The organism is Agromyces terreus (assembly GCF_009749465.1).
Lineage (GTDB): Bacteria > Actinomycetota > Actinomycetes > Actinomycetales > Microbacteriaceae > Agromyces > Agromyces terreus.
Genome location: NZ_WBIS01000002.1, coordinates 367924 through 385394 on the forward strand (window position 1 = coordinate 367924; position 17471 = coordinate 385394).

General features: G+C 68.3%; 16 protein-coding genes and 2 tRNA genes. 11 read left to right on the forward strand and 7 right to left on the reverse strand.

Annotated features, from left to right (window positions below):
* Window positions 1-48 precede the first annotated feature (48 nt).
* The 6 genes from gyrB (at window position 49) to GQQ92_RS06905 (ending at window position 5842) form a co-directional block, all read left to right on the forward strand.
* A complete protein-coding gene (gene gyrB / locus GQQ92_RS06880; RefSeq protein WP_156998489.1) occupies window positions 49-2061 on the forward strand; it encodes a DNA topoisomerase (ATP-hydrolyzing) subunit B in 2013 nt (670 codons plus the stop codon).
* Window position 2062: 1 nt separating this feature from the next.
* Complete coding sequence (gene gyrA / locus GQQ92_RS06885; RefSeq protein WP_232057584.1) at window positions 2063-4651, forward strand: DNA gyrase subunit A; 2589 nt, start codon at window positions 2063-2065, stop codon at window positions 4649-4651.
* Window positions 4652-4657: 6 nt separating this feature from the next.
* Entirely contained in the window at window positions 4658-5062 is a 405-nt protein-coding gene (locus GQQ92_RS06890; protein ID WP_156998491.1) for a DUF3566 domain-containing protein, read from the forward strand.
* A gap of 65 nt (window positions 5063-5127) precedes the next feature.
* Window positions 5128-5201 (forward strand) — tRNA-Ile (locus GQQ92_RS06895).
* Window positions 5202-5259: 58 nt separating this feature from the next.
* Window positions 5260-5332 (forward strand) — tRNA-Ala (locus GQQ92_RS06900).
* Window positions 5333-5398: 66 nt separating this feature from the next.
* Entirely contained in the window at window positions 5399-5842 is a 444-nt protein-coding gene (locus tag GQQ92_RS06905; RefSeq protein WP_156998492.1) for an NUDIX hydrolase, read from the forward strand.
* A gap of 169 nt (window positions 5843-6011) precedes the next feature.
* On the opposite strand, the gene GQQ92_RS06910 is transcribed toward GQQ92_RS06905, so the two are convergent.
* Together GQQ92_RS06910 and GQQ92_RS06915 are read right to left on the reverse strand one after the other, a co-directional pair.
* Complete coding sequence (locus GQQ92_RS06910) at window positions 6012-6263, reverse strand: hypothetical protein (RefSeq protein WP_156998493.1); 252 nt, start codon at window positions 6261-6263, stop codon at window positions 6012-6014.
* A gap of 715 nt (window positions 6264-6978) precedes the next feature.
* On the reverse strand, window positions 6979-7506 hold the full coding sequence (locus tag GQQ92_RS06915; RefSeq protein WP_156998494.1) for a hypothetical protein: 528 nt from the start codon (window positions 7504-7506) through the stop codon (window positions 6979-6981).
* A gap of 120 nt (window positions 7507-7626) precedes the next feature.
* Between GQQ92_RS06915 and GQQ92_RS06920 the strand changes: the two genes are divergently transcribed.
* Window positions 7627-8166, forward strand: coding sequence for a peptidylprolyl isomerase (locus tag GQQ92_RS06920; RefSeq protein WP_156998495.1), 540 nt, complete (start codon window positions 7627-7629; stop codon window positions 8164-8166).
* 238 nt (window positions 8167-8404) lie between these two features.
* Entirely contained in the window at window positions 8405-9037 is a 633-nt protein-coding gene (locus tag GQQ92_RS06925) for a rhomboid family intramembrane serine protease (protein WP_331251613.1), read from the forward strand.
* 148 nt (window positions 9038-9185) lie between these two features.
* Here the strand turns inward: GQQ92_RS06925 and GQQ92_RS06930 are convergent, their stop codons facing one another.
* The gene (locus GQQ92_RS06930; RefSeq protein ID WP_116080103.1) at window positions 9186-9425 is read right to left on the reverse strand and encodes a cell division protein CrgA; all 240 of its coding nucleotides are present in this window, start codon (window positions 9423-9425) and stop codon (window positions 9186-9188) included.
* 71 nt (window positions 9426-9496) lie between these two features.
* Here GQQ92_RS06930 and GQQ92_RS06935 point away from each other — a divergent pair, with 71 nt between their 5' ends.
* From GQQ92_RS06935 to GQQ92_RS06940, 3 genes are read left to right on the forward strand one after another with little or no spacing between them, the layout of a single operon-like run.
* Entirely contained in the window at window positions 9497-10315 is an 819-nt protein-coding gene (locus GQQ92_RS06935; RefSeq protein ID WP_156998497.1) for a class E sortase, read from the forward strand.
* Window positions 10316-10339: 24 nt separating this feature from the next.
* Window positions 10340-10477 (forward strand): hypothetical protein, encoded by a 138-nt coding sequence (locus GQQ92_RS16520; RefSeq protein ID WP_197738168.1) that lies wholly within the window; start codon window positions 10340-10342, stop codon window positions 10475-10477.
* Window positions 10474-11118: an anthranilate synthase component II gene (locus tag GQQ92_RS06940; protein ID WP_156998498.1), complete on the forward strand. Its 645-nt coding sequence runs from the start codon at window positions 10474-10476 to the stop codon at window positions 11116-11118. The genes GQQ92_RS16520 and GQQ92_RS06940 overlap by 4 nt, the downstream gene beginning before the upstream one ends.
* A 58-nt stretch (window positions 11119-11176) precedes the next feature.
* Here GQQ92_RS06940 and pknB read toward each other — a convergent pair whose 3' ends face one another.
* The 4 genes from pknB to GQQ92_RS06960 are packed head-to-tail and all read right to left on the reverse strand — an operon-like array spanning window position 11177 to window position 17466.
* Window positions 11177-12898 (reverse strand): Stk1 family PASTA domain-containing Ser/Thr kinase, encoded by a 1722-nt coding sequence (gene pknB / locus GQQ92_RS06945; RefSeq protein WP_156998499.1) that lies wholly within the window; start codon window positions 12896-12898, stop codon window positions 11177-11179.
* A 46-nt stretch (window positions 12899-12944) separates the two neighbouring features.
* Complete coding sequence (locus GQQ92_RS06950; protein ID WP_156998500.1) at window positions 12945-14684, reverse strand: serine/threonine-protein kinase; 1740 nt, start codon at window positions 14682-14684, stop codon at window positions 12945-12947.
* A complete protein-coding gene (locus GQQ92_RS06955; RefSeq protein ID WP_156998501.1) occupies window positions 14681-16135 on the reverse strand; it encodes a peptidoglycan D,D-transpeptidase FtsI family protein in 1455 nt (484 codons plus the stop codon). Before GQQ92_RS06955 ends, GQQ92_RS06950 begins: the two co-directional genes overlap by 4 nt.
* The gene (locus GQQ92_RS06960) at window positions 16132-17466 is read right to left on the reverse strand and encodes an FtsW/RodA/SpoVE family cell cycle protein (protein WP_156998813.1); all 1335 of its coding nucleotides are present in this window, start codon (window positions 17464-17466) and stop codon (window positions 16132-16134) included. The genes GQQ92_RS06955 and GQQ92_RS06960 overlap by 4 nt, the downstream gene beginning before the upstream one ends.
* Between the last annotated feature and the right edge of the window lie 5 nt (window positions 17467-17471).

The window sequence follows — 17471 nt, forward strand, 5'->3', positions numbered from 1 at the left end:
GATAGGATCGAGAGTCGCAAGAATGACGGTCAGGAGCCCGATTCACACATGACAGCCGAACCGACGAAGCCCGAGGGCGTGCCCGAATACGGCGCGGATGAGATCCAGGTTCTCGAGGGCCTCGAAGCGGTCCGCAAGCGTCCGGGCATGTACATCGGCTCCACGGGGCCGCGCGGACTCCACCACCTCGTCTACGAGATCGTCGACAACTCCGTCGACGAGGCGCTTGCCGGGTACGCCGACGACATCCAGGTGACGATCCTGCCCGACGGCGGCGTTCGGGTCATCGACAACGGCCGCGGCATCCCGGTCGGCATCCACAAGACCGAGGGGCGGTCGACGGTCGAGGTCGTCCTCACCGTCCTGCACGCCGGCGGCAAGTTCGGCGGCGGCGGGTACGCCGTCTCGGGCGGCCTGCACGGCGTCGGCTCCTCCGTCGTCAACGCGCTCTCGACCCGACTCGAGGTCGAGGTCAAGCGCGAGGGCCACGCCTGGCGTCAGTCGTACAGCGTGGGCGTGCCCGATGCGCCGCTCTCGCAAGACGAGGCGAGCGACGAGACCGGCACGACCATCACCTTCTGGCCGAGCCCCGACATCTTCGAGACCGTCGAGTTCGACTACGAGACGCTCCGCACGCGATTCCAGCAGTACGCGTTCCTCAACAAGGGCCTGCGCATCACCCTGACCGACCTGCGCGCCGGCCACGACGAAGTGCCGCTCGACGACACGGCCGAGCACGAGGCCGATCCCGCGGCGCCGCGCACCGACACGTTCTTCTACGAGCGCGGCCTCGTCGACTACGTCGAGTACCTCAACCGCTCGAAGAAGAACGACGTCGTCAACGAGGAGATCATCTCCTTCGAGTCCGAGGACACCGAGCGCAAGATCTCGCTCGAAGTGGCGATGCAGTGGACCACGGCGTACTCCGAGTCCGTGCACACGTACGCGAACACGATCAACACGCATGAGGGCGGTACGCACGAAGAGGGCTTCCGCGCCGCACTCACGACGCTCGTCAACAAGTACGCACGCGAGAAGAACATCATCAAGGAGAAGGACGACAACCTCTCCGGCGACGACGTCCGCGAGGGTCTCACCGCCGTCATCTCGGTCAAGCTCGGCGAGCCGCAGTTCGAGGGCCAGACCAAGACGAAGCTCGGCAACACCGAAGCGAAGTCGTTCGTGCAGAAGGTCACCTCCGACCAGCTCGGCGACTGGTTCGAGCGCAACCCGGCGCAGGCGCGGGAGATCATCCGCAAGGCGATCCAGGCCGCGACCGCGCGCATCGCCGCGCGCAAGGCCCGCGAGGCCACGCGCCGCAAGGGTCTGCTCGAGTCGGGCGGCATGCCGGGCAAGCTCAAGGACTGCTCGTCGAAAGACCCGTCGATCTCCGAGATCTTCATCGTCGAGGGCGACTCGGCCGGCGGATCCGCGGTGCAGGGGCGCAATCCCGAGACCCAGGCGATCCTGCCGCTGCGCGGCAAGATCCTGAACGTCGAGAAGGCCCGTCTCGATCGCGCGCTGGCCAATGCCGAGGTGCAGGCGATGATCACGGCGTTCGGCGCCGGCATCGGCGAGGACTTCAACACCGAGAAGGCCAGGTACCACAAGATCGTGCTCATGGCCGACGCCGACGTCGACGGCCAGCACATCACGACGCTGCTGCTCACGCTGCTCTTCCGCTACATGCGGCCGCTCATCGAGCTCGGTTACGTCTACCTGGCGCAGCCGCCGCTCTACCGCCTGAAGTGGACGAACGCCGACCACGAGTACGTCTACTCCGACAAGGAGCGCGACGCGCTGCTCGTCGAGGGGCAGGCCAAGGGCTGGCGCATCCCCAAAGACAACGGCGTGCAGCGCTACAAGGGTCTCGGCGAGATGAACCACCAGGAGCTGTGGGAGACCACGATGAACCCCGAGTCCCGCACCCTGCTCCAGGTCACCATGGACGACGCGGCCGCCGCCGACGAGATCTTCTCGACCCTGATGGGCGAAGACGTCGAGAGCCGCCGCAACTTCATCCAGAAGAACGCGAAGGACGTGCGTTTCCTTGACATCTGATGTGATCGAGCCCGGCGGCGCCGGCGACGAGACCACCGCCGGCCACGGCATCCACGGGCGCATCGACCAGGTCGATCTGCAGCTCGAGATGCAGCGGTCCTACCTCGACTACGCGATGAGCGTCATCGTGGGCCGGGCACTGCCCGACGTCCGCGACGGTCTCAAGCCGGTGCACCGCCGCGTCATCTACGCGATGTACGACGGCGGCTATCGTCCCGACAAGGCGTTCTCCAAGTGCGCCCGCGTCGTGGGCGACGTCATGGGGCAGTTCCACCCCCACGGCGACACCGCCATCTACGACGCGCTCGTGCGCCTCGTGCAGCCGTGGAGCCTGCGGTATCCGCTCGCGCTCGGTCAGGGCAACTTCGGTTCGCCCGGCAACGACGGCGCCGCCGCGCCGCGGTACACCGAGACGAAGATGGCTCCGCTCGCGCTCGAGATGGTGCGCGACATCGAGAAGGAGACCGTCGACTTCCAGGACAACTACGACGGCCGCACGCAGGAGCCGTCGATCCTGCCCGCGAGGTTCCCGAACCTCCTGGTCAACGGTTCCGTCGGCATCGCCGTCGGCATGGCGACGAACATCCCCCCGCACAACCTCCGCGAGGTGGCATCCGGCGCGCAGTGGTACCTCGAGCACCCCGAGGCATCCCGCGAAGAGCTGCAGGAGGCGCTGATCCAGCGCATCAAGGGGCCCGACTTCCCGACCGGCGCGCAGATCCTCGGCGTGAAGGGCATCAACGACGCCTACCGCACGGGCCGCGGCTCCATCACGATGCGGGCCGTCGTCTCGGTCGAAGAGCTCCAGGGCCGCACGTGCCTCGTCGTCACCGAACTGCCGTACCAGGTCAACCCCGACAACCTGGCGATCAAGATCGCCGACATGGTGAAGGACGGCAAGATCGGCGGCATCGCCGACATCCGCGACGAGACCTCCGGCCGCACCGGCCAGCGACTCGTGCTCGTGCTCAAGCGCGACGCGGTCGCGAAGGTCGTGCTGAACAACCTCTACAAGCACACCCAGCTCCAAGAGAACTTCGGCGCGAACATGCTCGCGATCGTCGACGGCGTGCCCCGCACGCTCTCGATCGACGGCTTCATCGCGCACTGGGTCGACCATCAGGTCGAGGTCATCGTGCGGCGCACGCAGTATCTGCTGCGCGAGGCCGAAGCGCGCATGCACATCCTCCGCGGGTACCTCAAGGCGCTCGACGCGCTCGACGAGGTCATCGCGCTCATCCGTCGCTCCTCCACCGTCGAGGCCGCTCGCGACGGACTCATGCAGCTGCTCGACATCGATGAGCTGCAGGCGCGTGCGATCCTCGAGATGCAGCTCCGCCGCCTCGCGGCCCTCGAGCGCCAGAAGATCATCGACGAGGCCGAGCAGCTCGAGATCGAGATCGCCGACTACCGCGAGATCATCGCCTCGCCCGAACGGCAGCGCACGATCATCTCCGAAGAGCTCGCCGAGATCGTCGACAAGTACGGCGACGACCGTCGCACGCAGATCATGCCCGGCTTCGACGGCGACATGTCGGTCGAAGACCTCATCCCCGAAGAGGAGATGGTGGTCACCGTCACGCGCGGCGGGTACGTCAAGCGCACGCGCAGCGACAACTACCGCTCGCAGCACCGCGGCGGCAAGGGCGTCAAGGGCGCGCAGCTCCGCGCCGACGACGTCGTCGAGCACTTCTTCGTCACGACCACGCACCACTGGCTCCTCTTCTTCACGAACATGGGGCGCGTGTACCGGGCGAAGACCTACGAGCTGCAGGAGGGCGGTCGCGACGCCAAGGGGCAGCACCTCGCCAACCTCCTCGAGCTCCAGCCCGACGAGCAGGTCGCCGAGATCCTCGACATCCGCGACTACGCGGTCGCGCAGTACCTCGTGCTCGCGACGCGTGACGGACTCGTCAAGAAGACCGAGCTGACCGCGTACGACACCAACCGCTCCCGCGGGGTCATCGCGATCAACCTCCGCGAGGGCGACGAGCTCGTCTCCGCGATGCTGGCCGACGAGAAGGACGAGATCCTCCTCGTGTCGCGCAAGGGCATGTCGCTCCGCTTCAAGGCGACCGACGACGCGATCCGGCCCATGGGCCGTTCGACCTCAGGCGTCAAGGGCATGTCGTTTCGTGCCGGGGACTCGCTGCTCGAGGCATCCGTCGTCCCGGCGTCGACCGAGATCGACGACGCCGTCCTCGACTCCGATGAGGCGGCCGGCGAGGGTCCCTACGTCTTCGTCGTCACCGAGGGCGGCTACGCCAAGCGCACGGATGTCGCGCAGTATCGCCTGCAGAACCGCGGCGGTCTCGGCATCAAGGTCGCGAAGCTGTCCGAAGATCGCGGCGACCTTGCGGGTGCGCTCATCGTCGCCGACGGCGACGAGGTCCTCGTGGTTCTTGCCAGCGGCAAGGTGGTACGCTCTGACGTCGCCGAGGTTCCTGCCAAGGGCAGGGACACGATGGGCGTCGTCTTCGCGAAGTTCGCGGTCGACGACCGCATCATCGCGATCGCGAAGAATTCCGAACGGAATCTCGTGGAGGAGGCCGAAGACACCGACACGGCCGAGGTCACGGAAGAGGAGTAGCCGTCTATGAGTAGCGTCGCCGAGAAGCTCGCCAAGAAGTCGAACCGTCGACCCGCCACGAAGCAGGTCCGCCTGCGTCTGGTCTACATCGACTTCTGGTCAGCCGTGAAGCTGTCCTTCCTGGTCGCGGTCGCGTTGGCCGTCGTCGGCATCGTCGTGACGTTCCTCGTGCACACGGTGCTCAACTCGACGGGCATCTTCGAGAACCTCAACTCGCTCGTGCAAGACGTCGCGGGTGCCGGCACCGACCTGTCGGCCGTGCTCTCGCTCGGCAACGTCATGGGCTTCGCCATCGTCGCGGCGCTGCTGAACCTCGTCGTGACGACCGCGCTCGGCGCGATCCTCGCCGTGCTCTACAACCTCAGCGTCAAGATCACCGGCGGCATCCTCGTCGGTTTCACCAACAACTGATGCGGGGTTCGGCTCGATTCGGAATCTGCCCGAGGTTCAGGTAGTCTTTCCTTCGGCCGAAATTCGGGGATATAGCTCAGGCGGTTAGAGCGCTTCGCTGATAACGAAGAGGTCCGAGGTTCAAGTCCTCGTATCCCCACAGTTCCGATACACAGGCAATACAACTCCACAACCCCGGGTGCTGAGGCACCCGATCCGGGGCCTTAGCTCAGTTGGTAGAGCGCCTGCTTTGCAAGCAGGATGTCAGGAGTTCGAATCTCCTAGGCTCCACAGTTCTTCGCCCGACGCATCCGTCGGTCTCCTCCTGCTTCGCGGCACACGGGTTACAGTGTGCGGATGGACATTCGCATCGCCGCGTACGGGGTCATCATCCGCGACGGAGAGATCCTGCTGTCCCACTGGAACGAGCACGGGCGATCGGGCTGGACCCTCCCGGGCGGCGGCATCGAGGGTGCCGAGCACCCCGTCGAGGCGGCGGTCCGTGAGATCCGGGAGGAGACCGGCCACGAGGCATCCGTCGATCGACTGCTGGGCATCGACACGATGGTCATCCCCGAGGCGAAGCGTCGCACCGGGTCCGCGCCGCTGTACGCGATGCGCGTGATCTACCGGGCGCACGTCACCGGCGGGGAGCTTCGCAACGAGATCGGCGGGTCGAGCGATGAGGCACGCTGGGTGCCGCTCGACGAGGTTCCGGCGTTGCACCGGGTCAGCCTGCTCGGCATCGCGCTGCGCCTGAATGCGGCCGAACCCGAAGACGGCGTGCCGCCTGCCGCATAGGGTGCGTTCGCGCGCGACCCGGAACCGGCACCGAAAGCGATCGGCGATGCGGGTTCCGCGCCGCGCGCGAACGCACGCCGTCTGCCGGTGATGAGCCCGTGCGCATCGCGTGACGGCTCGAAAGCCGGACGCGATCCGCACGGACCCGTGGTCGAGACTGCCGCGCACATCAGAGCAGCGAGCTTCCGTGCGTGTGCAGCTGTCGGTGGAGTTCTCCGCGGGCGTCGGTTGCCGCACGCTCGACCTCTCGGCGGAGCAGGACGGTTTCCGGCGAGCGAAGCGCCTCTCGGTTGCGGCTCCAGGTGAGCAGCGCCATGCCGAGGCGTCGGGCGACACGATCCTGGAGGTCCAGAGATCGGGGTCGGTACAGGCTGTTGCGCCCCGGAGCGGGGCGAGCGGCCGTGAGGGTCGTGGTGTTCACGATCATTCCTTCATTTCGGTGGGAGGAGGGCGCACGACGGGATGTCGGCGCCGGAGGTCGGTGGTCGGATGCCCCGCGCGAGGCCCGTGCGGATGCCGCGACGTGATGCCGACCTCGAGGTCGGGTGTCTCGGCACCGGCAGAGCACGGCGGGAGCGGGAACTCGGCCTGCACGTCGAGCGGGCGGGCGAGTTGCCGGCGAGCGGCTGAGGCGGATGCGGCGCGCGGGACGCGCCTCCGGAGGAACCGGTGCTCAGAGGTCCGTCGCGGGCCTCGCCGAACGGTCGTCGGGACCGATCCGGCGGCACTACCGCGGTTCAGACCTCTTCAGGCGTGGGGACGCGGAGCCCTCAAGGGCGTGGCGTCGCAGCGGCTCAGGCGGCCGCGGGCATGAGGAGGAATCCGATGTGCCGATCAAAATCGATGTGCTTGTTCATGGGACTCAACTCCTCTCGTGTTCGTGGTGACTTCGACGAGAAACGAACCTAGCGGCTGATTCACAGGTTGCGCAAGGCCGAATCGCGAATTTCTCGAAGATCTCCGGGCGTGCACTGAGAAGGCCGGGCGTGGAGACCCGGCGCGGTTCGCCGGCGGTCCGGCGGTTGCGCCCCCACCTGCTGTGGAGCGCGCATGCACGAAGGCCCCGCTCGAGAGCGGGGCCTTCGGATGGTTCACGGAACGCTCGGGTCTCGACCCGCTCGTTCGTTCGTGCAGCGTCAGAGCGCGGAGGCAGAACCGGTGCCGGTGCCGGGCGCCGGCTCGTCGTCGGCCACCCAGAGCTCGTCGTCGGCGCGGAACGTCTGCCAGACCGCGTAGGCGATGCCGGCGGCCACGACGATGCCGGCGGCGATCGCGAGCGAGCCGCCGAAGCCGGGACCGCTCTTCTTCGCGGGCGGCAGCGCCGAGGGTGCGACGCGCTGGACCGCGCGACGAACCCGTGCGTCGTTGGCGATGTCGCCGATCGAGAGCACGGACCCGAGGGCGTTGCCCACGGCGCGCTCGACGGTGTCGCCCGCCGACGAGGCGAACTCCTTCGCCTGGCTCAGCCCCGGCCGCACGTAGGCCTGGTAGCCGGAACGCACCCGCGGAACGACCTCTTCCTGCGTGAGGGCGCTGAGCTGGCGGCTGGCCTCGCGCGCGACCGCGTTGGCGCGGTCGAGCACCTCCTGCTGGTTGCCCCACAGATCTTCGGCACTACTGCGCAGCCGCTTGAGTTCTTTCTGGCGCTTGCGTGACAGGCTCATCTCGACCCTCCATCGATGTGCAGCGAATCCCTCCATCTTGCCATTGATGGAGCTGGAAGCGGGGTGGGAGTCGCAAACCCGTATTCCCCTTGACGAATCAGTGCGTGACAGAATAAGGGAATGCCGATTCACACCGCAGTCGCGACCCTCAACACCAGCCTCGGACCCATCAAGGTCGACCTCTACGGGCACCACGCACCGAAGACGGTGAAGAACTTCGTGGGCCTCGCAACGGGCGAGATCGAGTGGACCCACCCGGCCACCGGCCAGAAGTCGAACGACCCGCTGTACGACGGCGTCGTCTTCCACCGCATCATCCCCGGGTTCATGATCCAGGGCGGCGACCCGCTCGGTCAGGGCATCGGCGGCCCGGGCTACCAGTTCGACGACGAGATCAACCCCGAGCTCGACTTCACCGAGCCCTACGTGCTCGCCATGGCCAACGCCGGCATCCAGGGCGGCCGCGGCACCAACGGCTCGCAGTTCTTCATCACCGTCGGCCCCACCACGTGGCTGCAGGGCAAGCACTCCATCTTCGGCAAGGTGACCGACGCCGACAGCCAGGCGATCGTCGACAAGCTCGCCTCCGTTCCGACCGACGGCCGTGACCGCCCGCTCGACGACGTCGTCATCGAGAGCGTCACCGTCGAGCAGGTCTGACACCGCGGTGACGGATGCCGGCGCTGATCGCGCGAACTTCTGCTACCGGCATCCCGACCGTCAGAGCTATGTGCTCTGCCAACGCTGCGGGCGCACGGTATGCGGCGAATGCCAGACACCGGCGCCCGTCGGCGTGATCTGCCCCGAGTGCATGCGCGAACAGCGCGCCACGGCACCGCGCACCAAGCCCGCCGTGCTGACGCGAATGAAGTCCGCCGCCGGCCGCGGGGCGCCGGTGGTGACGTATTCCCTCATCGGCATCACCGCGTTCGTGTACCTGTTGCAGTGGATTCCCGGGCTCGGCGTCACGAACGCGCTCTTCTTCAGCCCGGTCTTCATGACCGAGGTGTTCCCCGAGCCGTGGCGAGCCCTGACCTCGGTATTCCTGCACTCGACGTCGTGGTTCTTCCACATCCTGTTGAACATGTACACGCTCTGGATCTTCGGTCGCCTGCTCGAGCCGATGCTCGGGCGCGGCCGCTTCCTCGCGCTCTACCTGATCAGCGGGCTCGCGGGTTCCGTCGGGGTCGTCGTCTTCGCCGCGCCGAGTTCGCAGGTGCTGGGCGCCTCCGGGGCAATCTTCGGGCTCATGGGCGCGTTCGTCGTGATCCAGCGCCGGCTCGGCGGCAACATGACGCAGCTCTACATCCTGCTCGCGATCAACCTGGCGATCGGGTTCATCCCCGGCGCGAACATCTCGTGGCAGGCGCACCTCGGCGGGCTCATCGGCGGCGCGCTCGTGGGGCTCATCCTCCTCGAGACGCGGCCCCGCAGTCGCCGCGGCCTGCAGATCGGACTCCTGATCGCGCTGCCGATCGCCCTGTTCGTGATCGGCGTGCTCGTCGCGAGCTGGAAGATCGGCGCCCTCTAGTTATCCACAGGTTCGTCCACAACTGGGGAGAGAGTTACACCGGTGTAATTGCGTGGGCCCGGAGTGACGAGAACGGCGTTCGGGCACACGAAGAAGACGAGCGGATGTCGCATCCGCTCGTCTTCTCAGAAGTCGTCGTGGCCCGGCGTCAGCGCCAGCGCGTCGTCATCAGGAACCCGATGAACGCGATGCCGAAGCCGATGAGGATGTTCCAAGAGCCGAGATCGGCGATGGGCAGCTTGCCCTGGCTCACGTAGAACACGATGATCCATGCCAGCCCGAGCAGCATGAAGCCGAACATGACGGGCTTGAACCAGACCGGGTTCGGCGCTTCTTCGCCGCTCGCTTGCTCGGCGCGCGCGGGCTTGGGGGATTTCGTACGTGCCATGCGGGCGATTCTATCCGAGACGGAGCCGGACTCACAGCCGAGGGTCTCCGCGGGCGAATAGAATCGAGCGCATGTCCGACCTGCAGTCCGAGGGGCGTCGTCGCGCGCGTGAGCGCGAGGCATCCGCGAGCCGCAAACCGCGACACCGTGTGAGCGTCGTCGGCGTGCTCGGCGAACTGCTCCTCACCGCAGGCGTGCTCATCCTGCTGTTCCTCGGGTGGCAGCTGTGGTGGAACGACGCGATCATGGCCGGTCAGCAGTCGGCCGCGGCATCCGCCCAGAGCGCCGAGTGGAACGAGCAGGCGCGCGCGCAGCACCCCGACGAGCCCGTGCCCGCGCCCGAGGACTACGGCGACCCGGTCGTCGGGCCGGCCGAGTACCCGAACGGCGAGGCGTTCGCGGTCATGTACGTGCCGCGCTTCGACGCGCCGGGCACCCACGACTCCGTTCGCCAGATCGCCGAGGGCTACGGCCTCGACGTGCTGAACAGCTTCGACACCGGGGTCGGCCACTACCCGGGCACGCAGATGCCCGGCCAGGTCGGCAACTTCGCCATCGCGTCGCACCGCAGCGCCTACGGCGGCGGCATGCACGAGATCGAGCAGTTCCAGCTCGGCGATCCGATCTACATCCAGACGAAGGACGGCTGGTACACGTACCGCTTCCGCGACTTCGAGTACGTGACGCCCGACACGGTCGACGTGCTCGCCGCCGTGCCGCACCGCACCGACCTCGCACCGACCGACCGCATCATCACCCTGACGACGTGCAACCCGCTCTACTCGACGGCCGAACGCCTCGTCGCCTACGGCGTGCTCGACTCCTGGCAGCCCGCCTCGGCCGGCCCGCCCGCCGAGATCGCCGACATCGTCGCCACCTGGGGGGCCTGAGCCATGTACGGAGCGCTGTGGCGCGTGTTGCCCGGACCGATCTGGTTGCGCATCATCCTGTTGCTGATCCTGATCGCGGCCGCGATCTACGCCCTCTTCACGTGGGTGTTCCCCTGGGTCGACGGCATCGTCAACCCGATCGACGTCACGGTGGACCAATGACCCGAATCCTCGTCATCGACAACTACGACAGCTTCGTCTACACGCTGAACGGCTACCTGCAGGAGCTCGGCGCCGAGACCGAGGTGCTGCGCAACGACGCCTTCCCGGTCGACGAGGTGGCGGCCCGCATCGCCGAGTACGACGGCGTGCTGGTCTCGCCCGGGCCCGGCAAGCCGTCCGTGGCGGGCGTCTCCATCCCCACCGTGCACGCGGCCCACGAGGCGGGCATCCCGCTGCTCGGGGTCTGCCTCGGGCACCAGGCGATCGCCGAGGCCTTCGGTGCCGTGGTGACGAACGCCGAGGAGCTCATGCACGGCAAGACGTCGAGCATCACGCACGACGAAAGCCCGTTCTACGAGGGCGTCCCGCAGCCGTTCACGGCGACGAGGTACCACTCGCTCGCGGTCGTCGACGGCACGGTGCCGCCCGAGCTCATCGTGACCAGTCGCACCCCCGGCGGCGTCATCATGGGTCTGCGTCACGAGAGCGCACCGATCTTCGGCGTGCAGTTCCACCCCGAGTCGGTGCTCACCGAGGGCGGCTACCGCATGCTCGGCAACTGGCTCGCGGTCACGGGCCTGGCCGAGGCATCCGAACGCGCGGCCGGATTGAACCCGCTGCTGCGCGTGACCGAGGCGTGAGCGCTCCCGCCCAGACGAGCTCGGGCACCCGGTCGCCACTCGGGCCAGGTGCGCGGAGTCAGCCCGCGCAGTAGGTCAGTTCGACCTCTGAGCGCTGCGGGACGTCGCCCGGGGGCAGCGACTGCTGCGTGACCGGTGACCCCGGTTCGGAGGCGCAGCCCGAGTCGGGCTTCGGCACCGGAGTGAGCTGGAGGTTCTCGGCCGAGAGGTACGACGAGGCCGCCTCGAGCGTCTGCCCGGTGACGTCGGGAAGCGTGACCGAGCCGTTCGAGATGGTGAAGTTGACGGTCGACCCGACCTCGACCGATGCGCCGGATTCGGGATCGGTGTCGAGCACGACGTCGGCGGCCACGGTCGGCGAGGTGGTGCGCGTCTCGGTGCCGGGTTTGAGCCCGGCGGCCTCGAGGTCGGTCTTCGCGTCGGTGAGCGACTTGTTGCGCACGTCGGGCACGGCGATGGCCTCGCGGCCCTTCGAGACGTAGACGGTGATGGGCGTGCCGGTGTCGACGATCTCGCCCGCGGGCGGCTCCGTGCGGGTGACGTTGCCCGCGGCGACGGCGTCGTCGGCCTCGTCGACCCTGGTCGCCGGGAGCCCGAGCTCCTGCAGCTGGGAGACGGCCTGCTCGTACGTCGTGTCGGCGGTGAAGGCGGGCACCTCGCGCGCGTTGGACGGCACCTCGACCGTCGGCTGCAGGTTGAAGGCCCAATACATGACGGCCACGACGATCACGATGACGCCGATGATGCCCGACCAGATCCAGATGGCGGGCGGCCGCCGCTGGGTGCGCGCCATCGTCTCGTCTTCGGTCAGCTGGCGGAGCGCCAGCTCGGAGGTCGAGAGCGAGCCCGTGGGGGTCGTGCCGAAGAAGGCGGCGGCCTCGTCGGGGCGCTGATGCACCGGGACCCGGCCGGATGCCGCGGTGTCGATGTCGGCCCGGAACTCGGCGGCCGTCTGGTATCGGCCCTCTCGGGTCTTGACGAGCGCGTGCATGACGACGGCGTCGAGGGCCGGCGAGACGCGCGGGTTGATGACGCTCGGCTTGACGGGCCGCTCGCTGACATGCTGGTAGGCGACCGCGACCGGGGTGTCGCCGCGGAACGGCGGCCGGCCGGTGAGCATCTCGAACAGCACGACGCCCGTGGAGTAGAGGTCGGTGCGTGCGTCGACCGTCTCGCCCTTGGCCTGCTCGGGGGAGAAGTACGAGGCCGTGCCGAGGATCGCCGTGGTCTGCGCGACCGTGGTCGACGAGTCGGACACCGCGCGCGCGATGCCGAAGTCCATGACCTTCACCTGGCCGGCGGTGGTGATCATGATGTTGCCCGGCTTGATGTCGCGGTGCACGACGCCGGCGCGGTGGGAGTACTCGAGCGCGGTCAGCACGCCGTCGATGACGCGGGCGGCGGCGGCGGGCTCGAGCGGCCCTTCGTGGATGATGTCCTTGAGCAGACGCCCTTCGACGAACTCCATGACGATGAACGGCAGCTGCACCTCGTGGCCCGAGGCGTCGGTCACGGTCTCTTCGCCGGCGTCGAAGACGCGCACGATCGTGGGATGCGCCATGCGCGCGGCCGACTGGGCCTCCTGGCGGAAGCGCATGCGGAACGCCGGGTCGGTCGCCAGTTGCGGCTTCAGCAGCTTGATGGCGACCTGACGCCCGAGCCGGGTGTCTTGACCGACGTGGACGTCGGACATGCCGCCGCGCCCGATGAGCTGACCCACGCGATAACGCTCGGCGAGCATCCGTCCTTCGTCACTCACGTGCGGTCGACTCCCTTCCATCCTGTTGTCCGCGGTCGGTTCGTGCGTCCGGAGACGCAGCGGCGTGCTACTGGTCGCCGCCCTCGGGCAGCGCCCCGCTGTCGGGTTCCTCCGACGAGTCGGCCTTCACCGCCACCGATGCCGCGGGCGACGTGCCCGAGCTCAGCTGGCCGCAGAAGTAGAGGTACGACACATCCACCGTGCTGCCGTCGGCGGCGTCGCCGTTGACGGTGATCGTGACGTTGGTCGCGCCGGCACCGAGCGGGGGCGCGGATGCCGCGGGGCCGTCGACGTTCACCTGGTAGCCCGAAAGCGTCTGGCCCGCGGGGCAGCTCGCGGCCGGCCACTTGACCTCGAACGAGCCGCCGGGGGCGACCTCGGCGGGCGACACGGTCGGCGCCGAGCCCGGGGTCGCCGGGGTCTCGGGTGCCGCGTAGTACGTGACGGTGACCTCGGTGCCGACGGGCACCGGACCGGTGGGGTTCACGTCGTAGACGATGCCGGTGCCCGACGGGTCGGCCGCGGCCTTGCCCTCGACGGCGTTGGCCACCATGCCGAGATCGCTGAGCTTGGCGCGCGCGTCGTCGGAGGAGAGGCCGACGAAGTCGTCGGGGTTGATCTGCACGGTCGACGGCGCCTCGCTCGTGGGCGGTGCCGAGGTCGCCGGCGTACTCGCGGGCGTGCTTCGCGACGCGCTGGTCGAGGGCGTCTTGGCGGCTTCGCCGCCGCCGTTCGTCGCGATCGCGATGATGATGCCGATGAGCACGATCGCGAGGAGCGCGATGATCACGATGAGCGGCCAGGTCCAGGGGCTGCGCTTCTTCTCTTCTTCGGCTTCGCCCTCTTCGCCCTCTTCGTCGCCGGGAGCGCCGGTGGGCAGCACGGTGGTCGCCGCGGTCGCGCCGGCCTGCGGCATGAGCATGGTCGCGGCGGCCGCGGCACCGGCGACGCCGAGCACGGCGGGAACGGCGACCGCGGCGGCCTGCACATCGCCGCGGCGCAGGGCCGTCGCGGCGCGCGCGAGGTGCGCGCAGGTCTGCGGCCGCTCGGCCGGGTTCTTCGCGATGCACGAGTAGACGAGGTTGCGCACCGGCTCGGAGACGGTGACGGGAAGGTCGGGCGGCGTCTCGTTGATCTGCGCCATCGCGATGGCGACCTGCGACTCGCCCGTGAACGGGCGGCGGCCGGCGAGCGCCTCGTACGCGACGATGCCGAGGGAGTAGATGTCGGTCGTCGGCGAGGCCGGGTGGCCCGAAGCCTGCTCGGGGGAGAGGTACTGGACCGTGCCCATGACCTGGCCGGTCGCCGTGAGCGGAACCTGGTCGGCGATGCGCGCGATGCCGAAGTCGGTGATCTTCACCCGACCGTCGGGCGTGATGAGCAGGTTGCCCGGCTTGATGTCGCGGTGCACGAGACCGGCGGCGTGCGCGGCCTGCAGGGCGTTCGCCGTCTGGGCGACGATGTCGAGGACCTTGTCGGTGGAGAGGACGTGCTCGCGTTCGAGGATGGTCGAGAGCGCCTCGCCGGGGACGAGCTCCATGACGAGGTAGGCGCTGCCCTCCTCTTCGCCGTAGTCGAAGACGTTGGCGATGCCCTCGTGGTTGACGAGGGCGGCGTGGCGCGCCTCGGCACGGAAGCGCTCGAGGAAACCGGGGTCGCCGAGATACTCGTCTTTCAGGATCTTGATGGCGACCTGTCGGCCGATGACGAGGTCGGTGGCCTGCCACACCTCGCCCATCCCGCCGATCGCGATGCGGGATTGCAGCTCGTAGCGCCCCCCGAAGGTGAGCCCTGCGCTCGGTCTCATTTGTTCAGCACCGCCTCTAGTACCTGCTTTGCGATGGGTGCGGCGATGAGATTGCCGTACCCCTCCTGACCAAGTCCCCCGCCATCCTCCACGAGTACCGTGATCGCATACTGAGGGTTGTCGGCGGGGGCAAAACCGGTGAACCACAAGGTGTAAGGGTCATCCTCGCCGTTCTCCGCTGTACCCGTCTTACCGGCCACGCTGACGCCGTCTATTCTTGCATTACTCGCGGCCCCGCTTTCGACGCCGTTGGTCATCATCTCGGTCATCGTCTTCGCCGTGCTCTCGCTGATCGCCCGCCCGAATTCGGTGGGCTTGAATCCCTCGAGCGGGGTGAAGTCGGGCGCGGTGACGCCGTCGACGAGGTTCGGGTTCATCACGATGCCGCCGTTCGCGATCGCGGCCGACACGACCGCCATCTGCAGCGGCGTCGCGCGGACGGTGTACTGGCCGAAGGCCGACAGCGCGGTCTGCGGTTCGTCGAGCCCGCGCGGGTAGACGCTCTCTTCGGTGGGCGTCGGGATGTCGAACGCCTGGTTGAAGCCGAACTTCTCGGCCTGCTCGCGGATCGCGTCGTCGCCGAGCTCCATGCCGAGCTCGGCGAACGGGATGTTGCACGAGAGCCGAAGTGCGTCGGCGAGGGTCACCGTCGCGCCGCTGCCGCAGGTGCCGCCGCCCGAGTTGATGACGATCGAGTCGGTGCCCGGCAGCGTGAGCTGGCCGGGGTTCGGGAACGTGCTCTCGGGGGTGTAGCGACCGGACTCGAGGGCCGCCGCGGTGACGACCAGCTTGAACACGGAGCCGGGAGGGTTCATGTCGCCGCCGGTGGCCCGGTTGAAGAGCGGATCGCTCGGGTCGGCGAGGAGACCCTCGTAGGTCGCCTCGACCTGGTCGGTGTCGTGGCTCACGAGCGTGTTGGGGTCGAACGTGGGCTTCGTGACCATGGCGAGGATGCGGCCCGTGGCCGGTTCGGTGACGATGACCGCGCCGGTGTCGTCGCCGAGGGCGTCCCAGGCGGCCTGCTGGGCGACCGGGTCGATCGCGACGTCGACCGACGCGCCCATCGGGTCCTGACCCGAGATGAGCCGGTTGATCTTGTCGAAGAACTGCGACGAGTCCTGCCCGCTCAGGTAGTCGTTGAGCGAGCTCTCGAGCCCGGTCGCCTCGCCGTTGACGGGGATGTAGCCCGTGACGGCCGCGTACAGGGGGCCGTTGGGATACACGCGGAGGAACTTGTAGTCGTCGTCGGATGCCTGCGAGAACGCGACCGGCGTGCCGTCGACCAGGATCGGCCCGCGTTCGACCGAGTAGCTCGCGTAGAGCGTGCGGGAGTTGCGCGGGTCGGCGGCGAGCGAGTCCGCGGCGAAGTACTGGATGATCGTCGTCGAGACGAAGAGCGCCGTGAACATGAGCAGGGCGACGATGCTGACGCGCTTGAGTTCTCGGTTCATCCGTCGATCACCAGCCTCGGATGGTTGCGGACGGTGTCGGAGAGTCTCAGGAGCAGCGCCACGATGATCCAGTTGGCGACGAGCGACGAACCGCCGGCCGCGAGGAACGGGGTCGTCAGGCCCGTGAGGGGGATGACGCGGGTGACGCCGCCGACGACGATGAACACCTGAAGCGCGACGACGAACGCGAGTCCGACGCCGAGGAGCTTGCCGAAGTCGTCCTGGCCGGCGAACCCGATGCGGAACCCGCGGGCCACGAGCAGCACGTAGAGCGCGAAGATCGCGAACAGGCCGGCCAGCCCGAGCTCCTCGCCGAGGCTCGCGATGATGTAGTCGCTCTGCGGCACGGGCGTGATGTCGGGGCTGCCCCGCCCGAGGCCCGTGCCGATGAGGCCGCCGTTGGCGAGGCCGAACAGGCCCTGCACCAGCTGGTAGCTGCCGCCCGGGTCTGCGTCGTAGCGGCCGTCGCTGAACGGCTCGAGCCAGTTCTGGAAGCGGGCGTGCACGTAGTCGAGCGTCTGGCTCGCGATGAGCGCGCCCGCGAGGAACAGCGAGAGGCCCAGCACGACCCACGAGAGCCGGCTCGTGGCCACGTAGAGCATGACGAGGAACAGGCCGAAGTAGAGCAGTGCCGTTCCGAGATCGCGCTGGAACACGATGACGGCCATCGAGAGGGCCCAGACGATGAGGAGGGGCCCGAGATCGCGAGCCCGGGGGAACCGCATGCCGAGGAACTTCGTGCCGACCATCGACAGCGAGTCGCGATTGCGCACGAGGTAGCCGGCGAAGAAGACCGCGAGCGCGATCTTCGCGATCTCCCCCGGTTGGAACGACGCGAACGAGCCGATGCTGATCCAGACGCGGGCGCCGTTGATCTCCTCGCCGAGGCCCGGCACCAGCGGAAGGAGCAGGAGGACGATCGCGACGAGCCCGGACAGGTACGTGTAGCGGAAGAGCACGCGGTGGTTGCGGATCAGCAGGATCGTGGCGATCGCGGCGATGATCGCGATGCCGCTCCACGCGATCTGCCGGACCGACGCGCTCTCCCAGCCCGAGTCGCCGAACGCGATGTCGATGCGGTAGATCTCGGCGATGCCGAGCCCGTTGAGCACGGTCGCGATGGGCAGCAGGAACGGGTCGGCGTCGCGGGCGACGAAGCGCATGACGATGTGCAGGGCGAAGACGAGCACCGAGAGTCCGGCGCCGAGCAGCACGAGCTGGGTGTCGATGTGGCCGAGCGCGCCGAGCTGCACGAGCACGATCGCGCCCGCGTTGATGACGCACGCCACGAGCAGCAGCCAGAACTCGAGGTTGCGGAGGCGCTGCGGCATCCGGA

What these genes read in the sequence shown, in the direction of transcription:
- gyrB (WP_156998489.1), top strand. Translation starts at nt 49, where the DNA reads ATGACAGCCGAACCGACGAAGCCCGAGGGCGTGCCCGAATACGGCGCG.
- GQQ92_RS06890 (WP_156998491.1), top strand. Translation starts at nt 4,658, where the DNA reads ATGAGTAGCGTCGCCGAGAAGCTCGCCAAGAAGTCGAACCGTCGACCC.
- GQQ92_RS06905 (WP_156998492.1), top strand. Translation starts at nt 5,399, where the DNA reads ATGGACATTCGCATCGCCGCGTACGGGGTCATCATCCGCGACGGAGAG.
- GQQ92_RS06915 (WP_156998494.1), bottom strand. Translation starts at nt 7,506, where the DNA reads ATGAGCCTGTCACGCAAGCGCCAGAAAGAACTCAAGCGGCTGCGCAGT.
- GQQ92_RS06920 (WP_156998495.1), top strand. Translation starts at nt 7,627, where the DNA reads ATGCCGATTCACACCGCAGTCGCGACCCTCAACACCAGCCTCGGACCC.
- GQQ92_RS06930 (WP_116080103.1), bottom strand. Translation starts at nt 9,425, where the DNA reads ATGGCACGTACGAAATCCCCCAAGCCCGCGCGCGCCGAGCAAGCGAGC.
- GQQ92_RS06935 (WP_156998497.1), top strand. Translation starts at nt 9,497, where the DNA reads ATGTCCGACCTGCAGTCCGAGGGGCGTCGTCGCGCGCGTGAGCGCGAG.
- GQQ92_RS06940 (WP_156998498.1), top strand. Translation starts at nt 10,474, where the DNA reads ATGACCCGAATCCTCGTCATCGACAACTACGACAGCTTCGTCTACACG.
- pknB (WP_156998499.1), bottom strand. Translation starts at nt 12,898, where the DNA reads ATGGAAGGGAGTCGACCGCACGTGAGTGACGAAGGACGGATGCTCGCC.
- GQQ92_RS06950 (WP_156998500.1), bottom strand. Translation starts at nt 14,684, where the DNA reads ATGAGACCGAGCGCAGGGCTCACCTTCGGGGGGCGCTACGAGCTGCAA.
- GQQ92_RS06955 (WP_156998501.1), bottom strand. Translation starts at nt 16,135, where the DNA reads ATGAACCGAGAACTCAAGCGCGTCAGCATCGTCGCCCTGCTCATGTTC.
- GQQ92_RS06960 (WP_156998813.1), bottom strand. Translation starts at nt 17,466, where the DNA reads ATGCCGCAGCGCCTCCGCAACCTCGAGTTCTGGCTGCTGCTCGTGGCG.